Genomic DNA, 19666 nt, shown 5'->3' on the forward strand with positions numbered 1-19666 from the left:
CGCTCTTTTTTCGTTAAAAGCCGTCCTTATACACATCCGTATATTGATTATAATAATAAATCACGCGCTGTACATAGTGGCGGGTTTCCCCGATGGGAATACTCTTCACATTCTCGTAGGTTCCATCCCACATGCCCTTGTTGATCCAATTCTTGACGTTCCCGGGGCCTGCATTATAGGCGGCGATGGCGGCAATCGGGTTGCCGTCCATTTCCTTGTGCAGGTTCTGAATATACCAGGTGCCCAGCTGGATATTCGCATCCACTTCATTCTTTACGTTCAGCAGGTTTACCGATGGCAGCTTGGCCATTTCCATCGCCCAATTCGCCGTATCCGGCATCAGCTGCATAATGCCCAGGGCACCTTTCTTGGACTCCTTACCCGGCTTGAAGTTCGTTTCCACACGAATGATGGATGCCACCAGGAACGGATCGACCTCATAGTATGCGGCATGCTTCCGTATTTCATCTTTATAATGAATCGGATACAGCAAGGTCATCCAGTTCGAGCTCAGATACAGAAGCGCTACAAAAGAGACAAACAGCAGAAGCAGCACTCTTTTTTTACGGAGCCACTTCATAGACTAATCAACCTGCCCCACAGGTTGTCCACCTGCCGCTGTGTTTCGGCCAATGTTCCGCTGTTATCGATGAGGATATCCGCCAGACGCTTCTTCTCCTCGATATCCATCTGACTGTTTAAACGCGCTTCTGCCGCTTCCCTGTTAAGATCATCGCGCACCATCAGACGCTCAAGCTGCAGCTCTCGCGGCACATAAACAACAGCGATCTGGTCAAGATAAGAATAGTGCTCTTTTGCCTCAAGCAGCAGCGGAATATCCGCTACGACGAGCCGGTCGGGATACTGCCGCTCATACGCTTCCGTCCGTTCCCGGATTTCCTGCCGGATCGCCGGATGCGTGATCTCATTCAATACCGTTCTCTGCTCGGGATGATGGAAGATCACCTCCCCGAGTTTTTTTCGATTCAACGTACCGTCCTCAAACAGGATCGCTTGTCCAAAATGTTCGGTCACTTTACCCAGCACCGGATGACCCGGGAGCATGACTTCCCGGGCGATGAGATCCGCATCGACGAGAAGTGCTCCCTTCATGGTCAACATGGAGGACACGGTGCTCTTGCCAGTTGCGATTCCTCCGGTTAAACCGATATTCATGACTTCACCTCATAACAGCTTCATTATACCCATGACGATTAACAAAAAAGCAGGCAAATAAGAGATAAAACGCATGCCGCCCTTGGATGCAAAGCGTAAACCAACCCTCATGCCCAGCACCAGAAATATCCCGCTAAACAAGGAAACAACAGCCGCGGTACCTAACGGTGAGAAGCCCAGCATGGCAGCGCCAAGCCCTGCGCCGAACGCATCGAGCGATAACGCGATCCCGAGCCACATCGCCTCCCACGGGGAGATGCTGCCGGAGTCGTCCAGATCCGCCTTCGAGGGACTGCGGAGAATTTGAATGACAACCCCGACCTTCGGAATCTCAAGAGAGAATACCGCCCGCTGAAGATGCACTTGACCTGCCGTGTTAACCTCACGTCTTAATTTCACTTGTTGGTCAGATGCCTTCGTTTCCATAAGAGACTTCGAAATATCCTTACTGGAAACCGGCTGCACATCTGACTCGTTCTTTCTGCGAACTTGCTGATATAGAGACCATAAGCCCAGCAGAATCAAAATGGCGGCTCCGATCACGGACGCCACGGATGGGGATAAGAACCGCTGTAACAGCGCGCCCGCCTGCATGGAGGCGCCAAGAACCAAGCCGGAACATAGCGAGATGATCAATACAGACAGCAGCGGTATCCTTGTTTTGCGCAGACCGTATGTAACCCCCGCACCGAATCCGTCCAGGCTTAATGCCATGGCCAGCAGCGCAGACGAGAAAATATGACTGAGCACCCTTTTCCCTCCTCGTAAGCTCCACATCAAGCGGCTCATTCATGAAGAAGAGCAGCTCCATGCGCTCCACATATGTTCCACATTATATGTGTAGGGATAGGAATGGGTGCACGCCTATGGGATTACTTCTTAACCGGCTGACACTTCGGGCAGAAGTGGGTCCCCCGTCCGCCAACCACGATCTTATGAATCGGTCCACCGCATGTATGACACGGCTTGTCCTTCCGTCCGTAAATCTGATGACTATGCTGGAACATCCCCATTTCACCCTGTCCATTGACATAGGATTTAATGGAGGAACCACCCGCTTCTACGGCTTCGGACAGTGTATCCACAATTGCATGATACAATCGCTTGAGCTCGGCATCCTTCAGGCTGTTGGCGTTACGCTCCGGATGAATCTTGGCTCGAAACAATGCCTCATCGACATATATATTGCCGATGCCGACCACATATGCCTGATTCAGCAGCACCGCCTTAATCTTCGTTTTTTTGCTGCCGATGACTTCCTTGAAGGTTCCGAACGTAAACGTGTCATCCAGCGGCTCATACCCCAGCTTGGCAAGCGGAGCATGCTGAAACTCTTCCCCCGTTGCAAAGAGATGCATCGTTCCGAATTGGCGTACGTCCTTATAACGCAGCTCAGTCCCGTCCGAGAAATGGAATATAACATGGGTGTGCTTCTCCACCGGCTCCTCGGCAGAGTACAACCCGTAACGCCCTTCCATCCGAAGATGCGAAACGAGCACCAGTCCGTCCAGCAATATCCTTAAAAATTTCCCGCGGCGCTCTACACCTTCCACGGTATGATCTTTCAACATAAACGCAAATGCCTCAATATCATCAGGACGCTGTATAATTCGCGGCAGATGTACGGATACATGATCTATTTGCTTACCTTTAATCAATTGGTTAAGTGTTCGTTTCACCGTTTCTACTTCCGGCAATTCCGGCATAATGACTTCACCTCATCTCCCATTATACCGGAAGTTAGGACAGAGCGGGACCATGGTTTTGTGGAAAGGTATGGTGCATAATGCCCCGCCCCCTCTTCACGCCATGATCCCTATAATAGATCCTCTATCGGCTAACACATTGTATAACTTTACTTCGCTTCGTACCAGTTCTCGCCATAGCTGACTTCCGATTTCAGCGGTACCGACAGCTTCAGTGCCTGACTCATCACTTCCGGCACCAATTCCTTCATGATCTCCAGCTCATCCTCCGGCACCTCGAACACCAATTCATCGTGCACCTGAAGCAGCATGCGGCTCTTCAATTGACGATCATGCAGCGCCTTGTCCATATGGACCATGGCCAGCTTGATAATGTCCGCAGCAGTTCCCTGAATCGGCGTATTCATTGCCGTCCGTTCAGCAAAAGACCGCAGGTTGAAGTTGCTGGCGTTAATTTCCGGCAGATAGCGTCTACGTTCAAGCAATGTCTTCACATAGCCGTCCTGCTTCGCCTGCTTGACGATCACGTCCATATAACGCCGCACGCCCTGGAACACCTCAAAATACTGGTCAATGAAGGCTGCAGCTTCTTTCCGGGTAATATTCAGGTTCTGGGACAAGCCATAATCGCTGATTCCATACACAATGCCGAAGTTAACCGCCTTGGCGGATCTGCGCATATTGGAGTCCACCTCATCCACGCCGACTCCAAACACGTCCATCGCGGTCTTGGTATGGATGTCCATATCGTGGACGAAGGCTTCCTTCAGCCGTTCATCATCCGAGATATGCGCAAGTACGCGCAGCTCGATCTGGGAGTAGTCCGCCGCCAAAATGCTCCAGCCCGGCTCGGACGGAACGAAGACCTTGCGCAGCTTGCGGCCCTCCTCCAGACGGATCGGAATGTTCTGCAAATTCGGGTATTGGCTGCTCAGACGCCCCGTCGCGGCAATCGTCTGGCGATAGTACGTGTGCACTTTACCAGTCTGTGATGAAATCTCCTTCAGAAGACCTTCCACATAGGTGGATTGCAGCTTGGCCAAGGTACGATACTTCAGAATCAAGCGGACAATATCGTGATAAGGCGCCAGCTTCTCAAGCACCTCGGCATCGGTGGAATAACCGGTTTTGGTTTTCTTGATGACCGGAAGCTCCAGCTTCACAAACAGAATCTCGCCCAGCTGTTTAGGCGAATTAAGATTGAATTCCGTTCCGGCAATCTCATATATCTCATGAACCAGCTTCTCGATCTGTCCTTCAAACTCGCGACCCAGTTCCTTCAAATCCTCCGCATTCACGGCAATTCCCTGCTTCTCCATATCGGCCAGAATGCGGGACAGCGGCATCTCCAGATCATGGAACAGCGGCAGCATTTCATTCGCAGCCAGCTCCTTCTCCTGAACGGGAACCAGTTCGGATACCGCCAGGCATTTTCTGGCCATGTGCTCGCTGAGCTTCTCCACATCAGGAACCTTGTATTTGGCCCCTTTACCGAACACGTCCTCATCGGCTTGAAGATAGGCCAGTCCGTATTTGGAGGCTAGTCCGCTAAGGGTTTGATTCGATTCGGTCGGGTCCAGCAGGTAGGCGGCCAGATGAACGTCGAATGCCGCGCCGGCAAAAGCGATGCCCTGCCAATGGAGGGCCAGATCAATGCGGTGCAGATCATAACCGCGTTTAGGGATCCCGCTATCAGCAAGCCAAGCACGGACAGGCTCGGCCTCTTCCGACTTCAGAACCTCAAACGGAATGAAGTACTGCCGTTCATCCGTAGCGAGTGCGAGCCCGATCACCTCGGCATGATGGGGATTGTCCCCATGCGTCTCTACGTGGAGTACGGTGACCTGGGCCAGGTTATCCGCAACCTCCTTAAGCCCCTTCGTGTCTACAAGGGTCACTTCAATCTTCGCTTCGGGCTTCGACTCAGCCGCATCCCCGCCCACTCCGCTTGTGCTCAGGTTTAACCGCTCAATCAGCGATTTAAACTCCAGCTTCGCCAGTGCGGGTCCCGCCGTCTCTTCATTCAAGCCTGTAAACGCCATGTCATCCAGCGACTGCTCCAGCGGAACTTCGCGGAAGATCGTAGCCAGCTTCTTACTGAGTATGGCGGAATCGGCATGCTCTTCGATTTTCTCCTTCATCTTGCCCTTCAGTTCATCTGTGCGTGACACCACGGCTTCAACGGATCCAAATTCATGAAGCAGCTTCAGAGCCGTCTTCTCACCCACTCCTGGAACGCCGGGAATGTTATCGGAAGCATCGCCCATCAGTCCCTTAAGGTCAATAATCTGATCAGGCGTCAGGTCATATCGCTCCTTAACCTGTTCCGGTCCGTAATACTCGATATCGGTAACGCCCTTGCGGACCATCGCGATCGTGGTATGCTCCGAAGCCAGCTGCAGCATATCCTTATCCCCGGATACAACCATCACCTTCCGACCAGCTTCGTCAGCCTGACGGGTAATGGTCCCGATAATGTCATCGGCCTCATAACCGCCGATTTCAAACTGGGAGACGCCAAGGCCTTTCAACAGCTCTTTCAGCAGCGGGAATTGTCCGGAGAGCTCGGGAGGCGTTTTCTGGCGGCCACCCTTGTAATCCTGAAAATCCGCATGCCGGAACGTTTCCTTGCCTGCATCGAATGCGACCATCATATGAGTCGGTTTATGTTCCTCAATCAAGCGAAGCAGCATCGTCGTAAAGCCGTAAACCGCATTCGTCTGCTGTCCGCTGGCATTGGTCAGCGGCGGCATCGCGAAGAATGCCCGGTAAATGATATTATTTCCATCAATCAAAATCAGCTTGTCCATAGAACACCTCGCACCAATATTACTTCCTTTCCACATGATAACATAGGTTACCGCCAATTCCGAACAATCCGTTCGATTAACGGTGAATTCTTAAAAATACGCAAAATAACCCCACAAAGTGGAGCCTGCGCTTCGATGCTTATTCCAAATACTTTGCGGGGGCCCCCAATATATAAATGCGATTAAAGAATTGCTTCCGCTTCGCTGGAGCTTTCTAAATTCTCGCAAAAAAACGCCAGCTTTCGCCAGCGTTTGACTTATCATTATGCTATTGATTGAGGTCGGGACGATGACCCGTTACGAGGTACACCGTGCTCTCGCCAATGTTGGTTGCATGGTCGGCGATCCGTTCGATGTAGCGGCCCACCATGATCAGCAGCATCGCCTGATTGGCCGAATCCGGATCGGAGGTCAGATGCGCATACAGGTCTTGCAGAATGACGCTGTACAAATGATCGACCTGATCGTCATCCTGGGCCATTTTATAAGCCAGATCCGTATTTTCCGTCAGATAGGATTCAATGGATTCCGAAACCATCGCACGCACCAAATCCGACATCCGCGGAAGATCCACTAGTGGCTTGATCAGCTTCTGGCCTTGCAGACGGATCGTAACTTTAGCGACATCCCGCGCCAAGTCTCCCATACGCTCCAAATCGCTTGCAATCCGGAAAGCAACCAATATCCGGCGCAAATCCTTCGCCACAGGCTGCTGTGTCACGATCAAGCGGGAGCCGATGTCCATAATCTGCTCTTCCATTGTGTTTAACTGCACATCGTTCTTGATAACCGCCTGCGCTTTCTCCGCATCCAAGGTCTGGAGAGACTCTACGCTGCTCGCCAGAGCCTCCTCCATATGCTTGCCCATATCCTGCAGCAAGGTTTTCAGCTCATCAAGCTGCTGATCAAACTCAATTCTCCGGATCATGTGTGATGCTCCTCCTATCTACTTTTAAGAAAGATCATAGTCGTGATAATGGCTTAACCGAAACGGCCCGAGATATAATCCTCGGTACGCGCATCCGACGGCGTCGAGAACAGCGTATCGGTGTTTGCGGATTCAACCACTTCGCCATTCAGGAAAAATACCGTCTGCCCGGATACGCGTGCTGCCTGATGCATGTTGTGCGTAACCATGACGATGGTGTATTTGCTCTTCAGCTCCTGCACCAGCTCTTCGATCTTCAGCGTCGAGATCGGATCCAGCGCGGAAGTGGCTTCGTCCATCAGCAGGATATCCGGCTGTACGGCAAGGGCCCGGGCAATGCACAGACGCTGCTGTTGGCCGCCGGACAAGCTCAGCGCGGATCGCTTGAGATAATCCTTGACTTCATCCCACAGCACGGCTTGTTTCAAGCTCTGTTCCACGATTTGATCAAGCTCTGCTTTACTGCGGATACCGTGGAGACGAGGTCCGTAGGCGATGTTGTCATAAATCGATTTGGGAAACGGGTTCGGCTGCTGGAATACCATCCCTACCTGCTTGCGCAGGGCTTCAACGTGGACTTCCTCGCTGTAGATTTCGGTCCCGCCGATTTGCACGCTGCCTTCAATCCGTGTGGAAGGAATCATGTCGTTCATCCGATTCAGCGTACGCAGCAGCGTTGACTTACCACAGCCCGACGGTCCGATGAACGCCGTCACCGTTTTCTCCGGAATGTCCAGATCTACGTTTTTAAGTGCATGGTACGTATCGTAGTATAAATTCAATTTTTTTATCTGTATGATGGATTCCATATCTTATTCATGTCTCCTTTTTCACGATTAGATCTGCTTATGCGTATCTTAGATGTTCTTCGAATACTTGTTCCGGATCCATACGGCTGCAATGTTCATGATGAACAGCATGATGAGCAACAGAATAATACCCGAAGCCGCCAGCTCGTGGAAAGCCTCACTTGGTCTTGATACCCAGTTAAAGATCTGGATCGGCATGACAGTAAACGAATCGAGCAGATTTTCCGGCAAGAAGGCCACGTACGTTAAAGCACCAATCATAATCAGTGGTGCGGTTTCGCCGATCGCACGAGACAAGGCCAGGATAACCCCGGTCATAATTCCTGGAATCGCTGACGGGAGCACGGCGCTGGATACCGTTTGCCATTTCGTAGCGCCCAGCGCATAAGAAGCATCGCGCCGGTTCTTAGGCACGGCGCGAAGCGCCTCCTGAGCGGCAACGATAATAATCGGCAGCACCAGCAGCGTCATCGTTAATACCCCGGAGAGCAGGCTGCGGCCAAGATTCATGCCGCGCACGAAAATCGCCAGTCCCAGGATACCGTATATAATAGAAGGAACCCCTGCAAGCGTACTGATATTCAGCTGAATCAGCCGAACCCAGCGGCTGCGTCCTGCATACTCTTCGAGAAAGATCGCTGCACCCACCCCTAATACGAAGGACAGCGGAGCCATGAGCAGAAGCAGATAGACCGTGCCGACAATCGGCGATTTTAGTCCTGCTTTATCCGCGATACGTGACGGAAAGTTGGTAAACAGATCAGGTGAGAGTCTGTGAACGCCATCCATCACGATCGTGACAATCAAAGCCATCAAGGCAAGAATACCGATACTGGTACAAGCCAGGAATATCATATGCAGCGTCTGGTCACTACGGCGTCTCCGGTTGATTCCTTTGCTGTCTCCCAGATTCAATTGTTCCATCTAGTATTCCTCCCTGAAGCGGCGAGCGACCCACTGCGCCAATATATTAAGCAAGAAGGTGATGACAAACAAGGTCAGACCTACCGCAAAAATCGTGCCGTATTCAATCGTTCCGCGCGGAACATCACCCATACTTACCTGAACGATGTAAGAAGTCATCGTCTGAATGCTTTCCAGCGGATTCAATGTCAGCTGCGGCGTAGCACCTGCAGCCACCGTAACGATCATCGTCTCGCCAATCGCGCGCGAGAATGCCAATACGAAGGATGATACAACTCCCGACAATGCGGCAGGCAGCACAATTTTCAGCGCAACCTCGAATCGGGTAGCACCCAGCGCGTATGCTCCGTGACGAAGGCTTTTAGGTACCGCACGCATCGCGTCTTCACTTAAAGACGAAATCATCGGCAGGACCATGATGCCGACAACGAGACCCGCGCTTAGCGCATTGAATATACCCATATCGGGAAAAATCTTTTGAAGGAATGGCGTTACCGTTTCAAGCGCAAAATATCCATAAACAATCGTTGGTACACCAGCCAATACCTCGAGCACTGGCTTTACAACCCCCCGAACCCGGGCAGGAGCGTATTCATTAAGATAAATAGCGCATGCCAAGCCGATAGGCACTGCGAATAAGATCGCAATGCCTGTAATCAGCAATGTGCCGCCCAGCAGGGGCAGCACGCCGAATTCTTTTGGAGGGAGAATCGGACTCCATGTCGTTCCTGTCAGAAAGGACCATACCGGCACTTCCTTGAAGAAGATCACGGATTCCTGTAGAAGCGTATATACAATACCGATGGTAGTAAACACCGAAAGCATGGCACACAAGCCGAGCAGGATTGGAATGATTTTGTCTGAGGTGCGCGTTTTGCTTCGACGGAATGTCATGCTTTTTGTGTTTACCGCCACGGGTGAAGTTTTGTTCATTCTCCTCTTCCCTTTCTATCGGTTGCCCGAAGGATTCCCTCCGGGCATGTAGTCTTTAAATTATTTTGCCAACTTGTCTTTTTCTTCTTTGTACTGTTCATCTTGAAGCGGTACGAAACCAACTTCGCCAGCAAGACTAGCGGCATTATCAAGGTAGAAGTTCATGAACGCACTCACTTCTGGACGCTCAAGCTCTTTATCGTTAACATAGAGCAGCAGCGGACGGGACAATGGAGCATAACTGTTATCCTTGATCGTTTCCATGCTTGGAGCTACGGTAGCCGTACCGTTATCGATCGGAACCAGCTTCAACTTGTCTTGGTTCTCTTCATAGAAGGAGAAACCGAAGTATCCGATGGAGTTCTTGTCGCCGGCAACCCCTTGTACGACTGCGTTTGTATCGGCACTGAACGTGATTTGGCTATCGTTTCTGCTTGCTTGCGCTTCACCGTTGATCGCTTCTGTGAAGTAGTCGAATGTTCCGTGGTCTGTACCAGGAGAGTAAATTTTGATTTCCTCTGCCGGCCATCCTTCACGAACGTCAGCCCATGTTTTCACGGTGCTGTTCGGCTCATAAATTTTCTTGAGCTCATCTACGCTCAATTTATCTACGAAATCATTGTCCGGGTTAACAACAACGGACAAGCCGTCATAAGCTACCAGAACCTCATGATAGGTAATGCCTTTGGATTTTGCTTCTTCAGCTTCACTGTCTTTAATTGGACGGGATGCATTGGAAATTGGAATCTCTCCATTATTGAAGCGTTTGAAGCCGCCACCTGTTCCGCCTGTTCCAATCGGAATGCGGACATCCGGGTTAGCTGCGCCGAACTCTTCAGCAATCGCTTCGGTTAATGGATGCAGTGTGCTGGAACCGTCAATTTCAATCGTTCCTGACAAAGCTGTTGCAGTACTTCCTTCGTTTTGCTGTGCTGAACCGTTATCTGTAGTTTCTCCGGAAGCACCGCCGGAAGTTGTTCCTCCTCCGCATGCCGCCAAAAGTGTGCTCAGCATTAACACCAATACGAGAATACCTGCTGGTTTACGACCCCTTCTTTTAAACAAACGAATCCACTCCTTCAAAATGGTTGTTGTCTCTACTTCCTACTTACAATATTGATATTAATGCCGAAATGTAATAGCAGTTTCTGAGAAATGTAAACGCAGTGTAAAATATTTTAATAAAAGTAGAGTTATAGATTCGATCTTTCTTCCACGATCGAAGCTTCATCGGTGTTCATTCCCGCAAGCTCATCCTTGACCCGCTCCACACGCTTCACGGTTTCCTCGGCCAGTTGATAAACCTGATTACCGGACTTCTGAACCTCTTGAACGGCGTTGTCCATTTCATTAAACATTTGGGCACCTTGCGTTACATACCCCTCGCAGGATTGGATTTCCTTCAGCGACGACACGGCCCCCTTGGCTGTATCTGCTGCCAGCCGCTGGATTTGCTCGAGCAGCTGCGATATATCCCCTGACAGCTTGCGCGTTTGTTTTGCGAGCGATTGAACCTCTGCCGCAACCACTTGAAATCCACGCCCGTGCTCTCCGGCATGTGCTGCTTCAATCGAGGCATTCATGGCCAGCAGACTGCTTTGGTTCGCAAGCTCGGTAATCATGCCGGTGATGGAAAATATGCGGCTGGCATCGGCTGCGAGCTCGGAGGCCTGGCCTTCACGCTTCGTCATATCCTCCACAAGACCAAGGTACGAGGTTCGGACAAGATCCAGTTTCTCCTTCCCGGTTTGTGACCACTCCCTCATCCGTATACATTCCGAGTTTGTTCTCGCTGCTGCCGTTCGGACCTCGGTTAAAGAGGATTGAATGTTCCGGGTATGCCGGTAGCTTTCCTGCAGGATCAGTTCCCGCTTCTCTTCCGCTTCCGCTTGGAGCACACTGGACAGACTCATCAGATCCCGGACGGTAAGCACGCCTAGCAGTCGTCCTTCATCCGTGACCAGGACACAATCGTAAAATTTGGAATCCGGGCGCTGCAGGGACAATTCCAGCAGCGTTCCGACCTTCTCGAATATATCGACACGCGTCGGTTGATGGTCCGCAAACTGGAAGGCGGGCTTGGAATAATACAGGTCCACGGCAAACCTTCCCATCATTCGCTGGTAAAACACGTCCCGCATGATCAGTCCTGCTGCCGTATCTGCCTCATCGCAATAAATAACACACGGGATACGCTGATCCTTCGCAAACACATTCAGCACATCGAGGCAGGATTCAGATTTTGTTATAACAGGGACCCTTCTTATGTATTGCCGATATAATGCGCCTGCTTCAGGCTCGCTTGTTACTTGTCCATCAAGTTCCGGCTCTACCTCCATCTTCATTCTCTCTGTCTGATTCGGTTTGGTTTGAAGCAGTGTCATGCGCCTTCACCCCTTCTTCATCTGGTCCTTTAGACGCATCTTACCGGACAAGTATTATGGGAATATACTCGAATGATTAAGGGAGTGTAAACTGCGGAAGGATAGTGGCGGGGATATGAGACATTAGACATGTCAGGATCTGACCAAAGACCCAAAAAAAAGACTCCTCATCATTTCAAACGGAATGATGGGAGCCTTTTTTCGGATTCACTACAAGTTTATAACCAACCCCGCGAATGGAGTCAATGTGTACAGATTCAGGATCGAGCTCAAGCTTCTTGCGCAGGGAACTCACATGAACGTCCACGGTTCGCTGACCGCCGATATAATCGAAGCCCCAGACCACGTTCATCAGATCATCCCTCGTTAACACAACGCCCGGTTTTTTGGCCAGGTAGAGCAGCACCTCAAATTCTTTCGGCCGGAGATTAATGCTCTGACCGCCAAGCCGGACCTCGTATTTCTCAGGATAGATTTCCAATTCTCCAAGAGAAATGACGTTTCCCTGGTGGTCTGTCGTCTTTGCTTCATCGGCGTGACCGGAAACCCGGCGCATGACGGCTGATACACGGGCCAGCAGCTCAGATACGCCAAATGGCTTGGTAATATAGTCATCCGCCCCCATCTTCAGACCTTGAACAACTTCCTCTTCGGCGTTCTTCGCGGTCAGAATAATGATCGGCGTGGTAATTCCGTTACTTCGAAGCTTCTCTAAAATCTGAAAGCCGTTCATGCCAGGCAGCATGACATCCAGCAGGATCAGATCATATTCATGATTCGACGCTTTCTCGTAACCTGCGGTACCGTGTTCCTCTACCTCGACTTGAAAACCTTCCTGCGTCAGATTGTAGGACAACAGCCGCGAAAGTGTCGGCTCATCTTCAATAACAAGCATGCGTTGCGTCAATGTTACCCCCGCCCTTATCTTGATAATTGGACTGCTTATGCAAGTATATCAACAGAATGTTAACGGAGTGTTAACTTCCTGTATCATGCGTTTCCTGCAGGATCGGAAGCTCAATGATGAAGGAGCTGCCGATTCCCAGCTCGCTCTCCACCTTGATGGTTCCGTGATGAAGATCCACCAGATGCTTCACGATCGATAGTCCAAGCCCCGTTCCGCCTGATCCGCGCGAACGCGCTTTATCCACCCGATAGAAACGTTCAAATATACGGGGAAGATCTTTCTTCGGAATGCCAATCCCGGAATCCTTAACAATGAACTCCACAATATCCTCGGCGTTCCTTTTACTATGCTTTTCACAAGCCGTTAATTTTACTCGTCCGCCTTCTTGCGTGTAATTGATCGCATTCGAGAGCAGATTCATAAAAATCTGGCGGAGCTTGTCCTCGTCCCCCTCCATAAACAGCTCTTCCGGAATGTCGAGCTCCAGGCTGATCCGCTTCTTCTCTGCGACCGTGCGCATCATTTCGGATATCGTATCAAAGAACGCCGACAGATGAATTGGCGAGTAATCCATCTGAATCCGCTTGGATTCGATCTTGGACAGCTCCAGAATGTCACCGATCAGCCGGTTTAGCCGTTCGGACTCGTCATAGATAATCTGGAGGAAGGAGCGCGATGTCTTCTCATCGGTCACCCCGCCGCCAAGCAGCGTTTCGGCAAACCCTTTAACCGCGGCAAGCGGAGTCTTCAGCTCGTGAGACACGTTGGCTACGAACTCGCTCCGCATGCGTTCAAGTCTGCGGATATCACTTACATCCTGCAGCAGGAACAGCATGCCTCGATAAGACTCCTGCTCTTCCTCTTGCATCATCGCTACCCCATCCAGGCGGATGATCGATTCCACCGGATAATAAATGTTGCGCTCCTCATGGAAGCCTTCCTTGCTCTCCAGGCCTTCCTCCATCAGTTTGGTCAATTCATAATGCTGCTTGAGCTCACGGTACGATTTGCCTGTTATCACTTCGGCATTAATGCCGAGCATTCTCTCGGCAGCCCGGTTCACAAGAATGATCTGGCCTGCCCCGCTTACCATGACAATACCGCCTGTCATATTGTTTAGAACGCTTTGCAGCAAATCTTCATTATCCCGTATCGTCCGCAGCTGGGTCTGCAGGCTGTCGGCCATTCCGTTAATGGCTTGCGCCAATTGACCGATCTCGTCTTTACGGTGAATCTTCACCCTCGCATCATATTCAAGGCGCGATATCCGCCTGGCTACGCGCGTGATCTTCTCAAGCGGCGATGTCAAGCCCTTGGCAACGCGATAGCTCACCAAGGCAGCAATCAGGAACAACACCAGCAGGCCGATCCCCATGACGGTCCAGCCTTGTTTGACCCCCTGGTCCACTTCTTTGAGGCTGACGGACAATCTAACGAATCCGTCGAAATTCTCTCCGGCCTTGACCGGAAGAGCAACGTACAGCATGTCCTGCTCAAGCGTATCGCTCCGACGAATGGTACTCCCTCGGCCTTCTTTTACCGCTTGAAGCATTTCCTCACGATAAGCGTGGTTATCCATGGTTAACGGATCACTCTCCGAATCCCCGATAACCCTACCATCCTTCAATATAAACGTCACTCTCGCATCGGACAGCTCCTCAAGCTGCAAGGATCTGTTGGTATAATACGAAAGAGCATCCGTGCTGTTCGTATCCGGAAACTCCATCATGGTCTGCAGAAGCCGAATCTCCCGGACCATATTGTCCTCCAGCAGTTGAATATGGGATTGCTTGAATACCGTCACCATAGCCAGTCCTGCCGCTAGCATAGATAACCCAATTAAAGTAAGCATAATCAGAGTCAAACGATTGCGATACTGCCTCATGGTCTCTCCTCTTTCTGCCGCGTGATCATTTCGGATAACTTACCGCCCGTGTGCGTCTTCGATGGAACAATGCATGAACGATGGTTGCCGCCGGCTGCTGGAACATAATGCCCAGCACCACCGGGATGGAAGCCTGGGGTGAGAAATATGTTGTGGCCAGCACCATCCCGAGAGATATATTACGCATTCCGGACGCGTATGTAAATGTAATTTGCATTTCCCGTGTCGGTCCGAGCATCGCATATGAGCCAAAATAACCAAGCAAATAACAGATCACAATGAGCGTGAAGACAACCGGGACGACCACCAGCATCTCCTCCTTCATGCCTGCTGCATGGGGAGCGATGGCTGCCGCGTTCAACATCACCACGAGCATAAAAAACAGCTTCGATATCGGCTGGGCTACGGGAGCCGACCAGTCCTTAATCCGTCCTTTGGAACCTTCATACAGCATCACCCCGATCAGAGTGGGCAATACCACCATGGTCAGCAAATCGAGAATCAATTCAGACGCATTCCATGTAACTAAAGCATCCCCGATAAACATATCCATCAAAGCCGGGACGACTAGGGGACTGAGTATGGTGTCCAGCACGACCACCGCTAAGATGAACGGAACGCTGCCGCCGGAGCTCCCGACCCACATCACCGAGGATATCCCGAGCGGAATGATCGCGAATAACAACAAACCGATCGTATAATCCGAGTGCGCACCAAACACGGCCGAGCCCAGTCCATAGGCAAGCACCGGAGCTGCCGCATGGGCAAGAAAGAGCGTTAATATAACAGCAAAGGGGCGTTTTAGAACCCCTTGCAGATGACGGATCCCACAGCCAAGCGCCATAACCAGCGTAATATAACCGAATAGATAAGGAATCCAGTGAACAAAGTCCAGCAAAACATCCGAAAGCAGCCAGCCTAGCACCAGCGAGCCGGGAATCAAGAGAAAGGTATACTTTTCAAACCAAGATGCAAAGGCTAGTCCAAAACTTCTCACCTGTTTCCTCCTATGATTGAATTAACGTATTTGACTTTCATCATAAACCGGAGCATGCGAAAACCGCAACGAAAATTCGAAATAAGGGACCACTCCCAAACCCAACAAAAAAGCATCGATTGGCTCATTTTGGCCAATCAATGCTTCCTCATATGCTCTGGATTAGGAGAACACCGGCTCTTTAAACATAGCCAGCTTTTCTGCCGAATCCTTGCTCACATCTGCATGCAGGCTGTTTCCGTGCGAATCCATCGTGACGATCGCGGCAAAGCCGTCGACCTCCAAATGCCACATCGCTTCCGGAATGCCAAATTCCATGAAATCCACGCCGTTTACTTTTTTGATGCATCTCGCATAATACTGGGCTGCCCCGCCGATCGCATTCAGATACACGCCGCCATGCTCCTGCAGGGCTTGAAGCGTCTTCGGACCCATGCCGCCTTTTCCGATGACTGCGCGAATGCCGAATTTTTTCAAAATATCGCTCTGGTACGGTTCCTCGCGAATGCTGGTTGTTGGGCCTGCCGCCTTGACATGCCATCCCTCTTCATCCTGCATCATAACCGGACCGCAGTGATAAATTACGGACCCGTTCAGGTCGATAGGGGCATCGTGATCCATCAGATATTTATGAAGGGCATCCCGTCCGGTATGCATCTCGCCTCGGATCACCACCACATCCCCAACGCGCAGGGAACGAATTTGCTCCTCGCTGATTGGCGTCTGCAGCACCACTTCGCGGCCCTTGGAATCACTTAGACCGGATTCGGCTTGGGAAACAGCCGTTTCGGAATTGGCGTTCATCTGCACCTGACTGCCTGCTTCATACAGCCATTCCGTGATCTCCCCCGTTTCCGGCTCAACCAATACGCCCTGACGGCGGAATGCCCAGCAGTTATAAGCAACCGATACAAAAAAGCTTGCCGGCAGACGGTTCATCGCACCGATTTTGCAGCCGAGCAGCGTGACTTCTCCGCCAAAGCCCATCGTGCCGATCCCCAGCTTATTTGCATTTTCCAATATGTAATCTTCGAGCTTCGCCAAATCTTCATTCGGGTTCACATCTTCCACATGACGGAACAGCTGATGCTTCGCAAGCTCATAACCTGTCGTCCGGTCGCCACCGATGCCTACGCCGATAAATCCAGCGCTGCAGCCTTGGCCTTGAGCTTGGTACACGGCATGCATGATGCATTTGCGGATCCCGTCCAAGTCACGGCCCGCTTTGCCCAACCCTTCAAGCTCTGCAGGAAGACTGTACTGAATATTTTTGTTCTCGCAGCCGCCCCCCTTCAGGATGAGACGGACGTCTACCTTATTCTGCTCCCATTGCTCGAAATGGATGACGGGCGTGCCAGGGCCGAGATTATCCCCGCTGTTAGCGCCAGTCAACGAATCCACCGAGTTTGGACGCAGCTTGCCATCCTTCGTGGCGCGAATCACTGCAGAGTAAATCGCCTTCTTCATCTCGATTTGATTCGCGCCCACCGGTGTATGCACGATGAATGTTGGCATGCCGGTATCCTGGCAGATCGGCGATACTTCCTGCTCGGCCATCTCAATATTTTGAGCGATCGTTGCCAGTGCCAGCCCCGCTCGCGTTGCCGCATCCTCAGACGCTCGGCCGCGGTTGACTGCTCTTCGCACATCTCCGGGCAAATTCGTGGAGGTTTCTACAATCAGTCGATACATGCTCTCTTCAAATAATTTCATAACGTTGGTAAACTCCTCTCTTTCATAACCCAGACATGATAGCAAAATAAGAATCATTATAAACTGCCAATATTGTTATCATATCATATCATTTCGCACATGAAAGGGTTTACTTCAAAAAATGAAAGAGTAGAGAAAATGTGTTGATCTTCCCCCTTTTATCGACCATACCCCTCTATAAATCTCGCATATATTGGTTAAGAAAAGGAGGTGATTGCTATGATGAAAGCCTCAATCTCCCAGGTGGTCTTTCCAAGGCTTGCCCTGTTTAGAGACGAGTTCTACAACGGACGCCGGTTTATCATTCGCGGCAATGTAGGCATCCGTAATCTCGAGCGTACCTTCGGCGACATTGAAAGCTTGAGATTCTTCTCGACAAGCTCCAATGCAACCCTGGTCCTGTTCTCGGAGCCGAATTTCCGAGGCGCATTCAGAGTATTTCGCGGAAACACCAACATCGCCGACCTTGACGATATCATCGGCGGCGATGAAGAACCTGAATCCATCATCAGCACTAACCGCCGTTTGACGCTCGCCCAGATCAGAGCGATCCGGGATGCAGGCGTGCTGCCTTCCGGTTTTAGAAGCATCTGATTCTGCGCAAGCTGCCCCCATATTGAAACAGCGGACATACGGGCTGAAGTCCCGGATGTCCGCTGTTTTTTTCGTGAAAGGATGATTCACCCTGTTCGTTCCCTCAAAGGGCTTTACCCGTTAATTACTTCGCCGCCATTCACGTGAATGACTTGACCGCTTACGTAGGAGGAGTCCGTCGAAGCCAGATATACATAGGCTGGGGCCAGCTCTTCCGGTTGACCCGGACGTTTCATCGGCTGGGTTGCCCCAAACTCGGCCACCTGATCGGGCGGGAACGTTGAAGGAATCAGCGGCGTCCAGATCGGTCCCGGGGCAACGGCATTTACCCGGATCCCTTGACCGACCACGTTCATCGATAACGAGCGTGTAAAGGCAACGATGGCCCCCTTGGTTGAAGCGTAATCCAGCAGCTGCGGGCTTCCCCGGTAAGCCGTGATGGAGGTCGTATTAATAATGGAGCTGCCCTTGGACAGATGCGGCATCGCCGCCTGCGTCAGATAGAACATACCGAAAATATTCGTACGGAAGGTCCGCTCCAATTGTTCTTTGGTAATATCCTCAATTTTCTTCTGCGGATGCTGTTCAGCTGCGTTGTTAACGAGAATGTCGAGTTTTCCGAGCTTCTCCACGGTTTCGGTAACCGCATCGCGGCAAAAAGCATCATCGCCGACATCACCGGCAATCAGCAGGCATTTTCGGCCTTCCTGCTCCACCTGTCGCTTGGTCTCTTCCGCATCCTTATGCTCATTCAGGTACACAATGGATACGTCCGCGCCTTCCTTGGCGTAGTAGACCGCAACCGCACGGCCGATCCCGCTGTCGCCTCCGGTAATCAGCGCTACCTTTCCTTTTAGCTTACCGGCTGCTTTGTATTCGTTACTCTCAAACTCCGGCTTCGGGTGCATTTCCGATTCGGTTCCGGGTCTGTGATCCTGATGCTGGGGCGGCAAGGTTTGTTTCGGTTGATCTTGTGGCATATGAACATTTCTCCTTTCAGGTCAGTATCTCAAACTACCTCTCATAGGATGCGTTCGACGCGGCTTCTTATTCTCATAAAAAGCCCTTCGCTATTGTTTTTACCCAGAATGAACGGGATCAAACTTAAGTGAGGCTCTTTTCGCCAAACAAAAACCAGCTAATGTTTGTCAAGCACCCGGGCTTGGATAATTTAGAGTTTGCTGGTATAGTTATTTACAGTACAGCAAAGAAACCCTCCGTTGTTCTGGAGAGTTGCTGGGTAAATATGGAATTACCTGTGGTAAGGCTCGCCTTTCTTTAGGATCGCATAGATGTGATGAAGTAGCTTGTTGGCGCAAGCAATCACCGCGACCTTGTAAGGCTTGCCTTCTTTCTTTTTCTTGTCGTAATAAAGTTTCAACTTGGAGCAATCACTTCGTCTAAGACTGCATTGTACGGATAAAAACAAGGCTCTCCTCAAACGTTTGGAGCCCCTCTTGGTAATTCGGTTGCTGGATGAAGTGAATTTCCCTGAACTAAACACCCCCGGATCCAGTCCGGCGTAGGCTACCAGCTGCTTCGCGTTCTCAAACTGCTGAATGTCTCCAAGTTCCGCCACGAGCGTAGCTGCCAGCTTCTCCCCGACTCCAGGGATCGTTCGAAGCAACTCCGCTTCTGGCATCCCTACAGAAAGCTCCTGTATCCGTTTCTCTAGGTGCTTTAGCTGATCCTGAAAGGAAAGAAGCAAGGAAATCATTCCCTCCAGAATGTAGACTTGAGATAGGCTCACTTGGACCTGGCACCATTCCAGCAGCGCCACTTCCACACGTCGAATCTTTTCATCCCGCCACGATTTGGCATGCGACCGTCCTGTCGCCTTCTCCAGGATCTCCCGTACTTGGCCGGTTTCGCCCCGTAGGCAGCCCGCAAGCACCCGTAG

At 51.1% G+C, this 19666-nt stretch carries 18 protein-coding genes; 1 reads left to right on the top strand and 17 read right to left on the bottom strand.

What is annotated here, in order from left to right; all coding sequences use genetic code 11:
* Positions 1-13: 13 nt before the first annotated feature.
* From ACQKPA_RS05810 to ACQKPA_RS05880, 15 genes are all read right to left on the bottom strand, one after another.
* Complete coding sequence (locus tag ACQKPA_RS05810; RefSeq protein WP_071218087.1) at positions 14-580, bottom strand: lytic transglycosylase domain-containing protein; 567 nt, start codon at positions 578-580, stop codon at positions 14-16.
* Complete coding sequence (coaE, locus tag ACQKPA_RS05815) at positions 577-1176, bottom strand: dephospho-CoA kinase (protein ID WP_427490166.1); 600 nt, start codon at positions 1174-1176, stop codon at positions 577-579. The genes ACQKPA_RS05810 and coaE overlap by 4 nt, the downstream gene beginning before the upstream one ends.
* A 9-nt stretch (positions 1177-1185) precedes the next feature.
* Positions 1186-1926: an MntP/YtaF family protein gene (locus ACQKPA_RS05820; protein ID WP_427490168.1), complete on the bottom strand. Its 741-nt coding sequence runs from the start codon at positions 1924-1926 to the stop codon at positions 1186-1188.
* 122 nt (positions 1927-2048) lie between these two features.
* On the bottom strand, positions 2049-2882 hold the full coding sequence (mutM, locus tag ACQKPA_RS05825) for a DNA-formamidopyrimidine glycosylase (RefSeq protein ID WP_427490170.1): 834 nt from the start codon (positions 2880-2882) through the stop codon (positions 2049-2051).
* A 149-nt stretch (positions 2883-3031) separates the two neighbouring features.
* Positions 3032-5692 (bottom strand): DNA polymerase I, encoded by a 2661-nt coding sequence (gene polA / locus ACQKPA_RS05830; RefSeq protein ID WP_427490172.1) that lies wholly within the window; start codon positions 5690-5692, stop codon positions 3032-3034.
* 268 nt (positions 5693-5960) lie between these two features.
* Positions 5961-6620, bottom strand: a complete 660-nt coding sequence (gene phoU, locus ACQKPA_RS05835; protein WP_100538785.1) for a phosphate signaling complex protein PhoU — start codon at positions 6618-6620, stop codon at positions 5961-5963.
* Between the two features lie 53 nt (positions 6621-6673).
* On the bottom strand, positions 6674-7429 hold the full coding sequence (pstB, locus tag ACQKPA_RS05840; protein ID WP_113057485.1) for a phosphate ABC transporter ATP-binding protein PstB: 756 nt from the start codon (positions 7427-7429) through the stop codon (positions 6674-6676).
* Positions 7430-7477: 48 nt separating this feature from the next.
* A complete protein-coding gene (gene pstA, locus ACQKPA_RS05845) occupies positions 7478-8353 on the bottom strand; it encodes a phosphate ABC transporter permease PstA (protein ID WP_100538787.1) in 876 nt (291 codons plus the stop codon).
* The gene (gene pstC / locus ACQKPA_RS05850; protein WP_427490292.1) at positions 8354-9247 is read right to left on the bottom strand and encodes a phosphate ABC transporter permease subunit PstC; all 894 of its coding nucleotides are present in this window, start codon (positions 9245-9247) and stop codon (positions 8354-8356) included.
* A gap of 99 nt (positions 9248-9346) precedes the next feature.
* Positions 9347-10351, bottom strand: coding sequence for a PstS family phosphate ABC transporter substrate-binding protein (locus ACQKPA_RS05855; protein WP_427490175.1), 1005 nt, complete (start codon positions 10349-10351; stop codon positions 9347-9349).
* Positions 10352-10479: 128 nt separating this feature from the next.
* The gene (locus tag ACQKPA_RS05860) at positions 10480-11670 is read right to left on the bottom strand and encodes a methyl-accepting chemotaxis protein (RefSeq protein WP_427490177.1); all 1191 of its coding nucleotides are present in this window, start codon (positions 11668-11670) and stop codon (positions 10480-10482) included.
* A 175-nt stretch (positions 11671-11845) separates the two neighbouring features.
* Positions 11846-12577: a response regulator transcription factor gene (locus ACQKPA_RS05865; protein ID WP_071218077.1), complete on the bottom strand. Its 732-nt coding sequence runs from the start codon at positions 12575-12577 to the stop codon at positions 11846-11848.
* A gap of 70 nt (positions 12578-12647) precedes the next feature.
* On the bottom strand, positions 12648-14462 hold the full coding sequence (gene pnpS / locus ACQKPA_RS05870; protein ID WP_427490179.1) for a two-component system histidine kinase PnpS: 1815 nt from the start codon (positions 14460-14462) through the stop codon (positions 12648-12650).
* A gap of 25 nt (positions 14463-14487) precedes the next feature.
* Positions 14488-15459 carry a bile acid:sodium symporter family protein gene (locus ACQKPA_RS05875; RefSeq protein WP_427490181.1) on the bottom strand — a complete coding sequence of 324 codons (972 nt, stop codon included), beginning with the start codon at positions 15457-15459 and terminating at the stop codon, positions 14488-14490.
* Between the two features lie 162 nt (positions 15460-15621).
* Entirely contained in the window at positions 15622-17172 is a 1551-nt protein-coding gene (locus tag ACQKPA_RS05880; RefSeq protein ID WP_427490183.1) for a fumarate hydratase, read from the bottom strand.
* 219 nt (positions 17173-17391) lie between these two features.
* Between ACQKPA_RS05880 and ACQKPA_RS05885 the strand changes: the two genes are divergently transcribed.
* Positions 17392-17766 (top strand): hypothetical protein, encoded by a 375-nt coding sequence (locus tag ACQKPA_RS05885; protein WP_427490185.1) that lies wholly within the window; start codon positions 17392-17394, stop codon positions 17764-17766.
* 113 nt (positions 17767-17879) lie between these two features.
* Here the strand turns inward: ACQKPA_RS05885 and ACQKPA_RS05890 are convergent, their stop codons facing one another.
* Positions 17880-18746 (bottom strand): SDR family oxidoreductase, encoded by an 867-nt coding sequence (locus ACQKPA_RS05890; RefSeq protein ID WP_113057491.1) that lies wholly within the window; start codon positions 18744-18746, stop codon positions 17880-17882.
* A gap of 272 nt (positions 18747-19018) precedes the next feature.
* A partial coding sequence (locus ACQKPA_RS05895) for an IS110 family transposase (protein WP_427490187.1) occupies positions 19019-19666 on the bottom strand: 648 nt, incomplete at its 5' end.

It is taken from the genome of Paenibacillus sp. NPDC093718, from assembly GCF_050279985.1.
Classification (GTDB): domain Bacteria; phylum Bacillota; class Bacilli; order Paenibacillales; family Paenibacillaceae; genus Paenibacillus_AQ.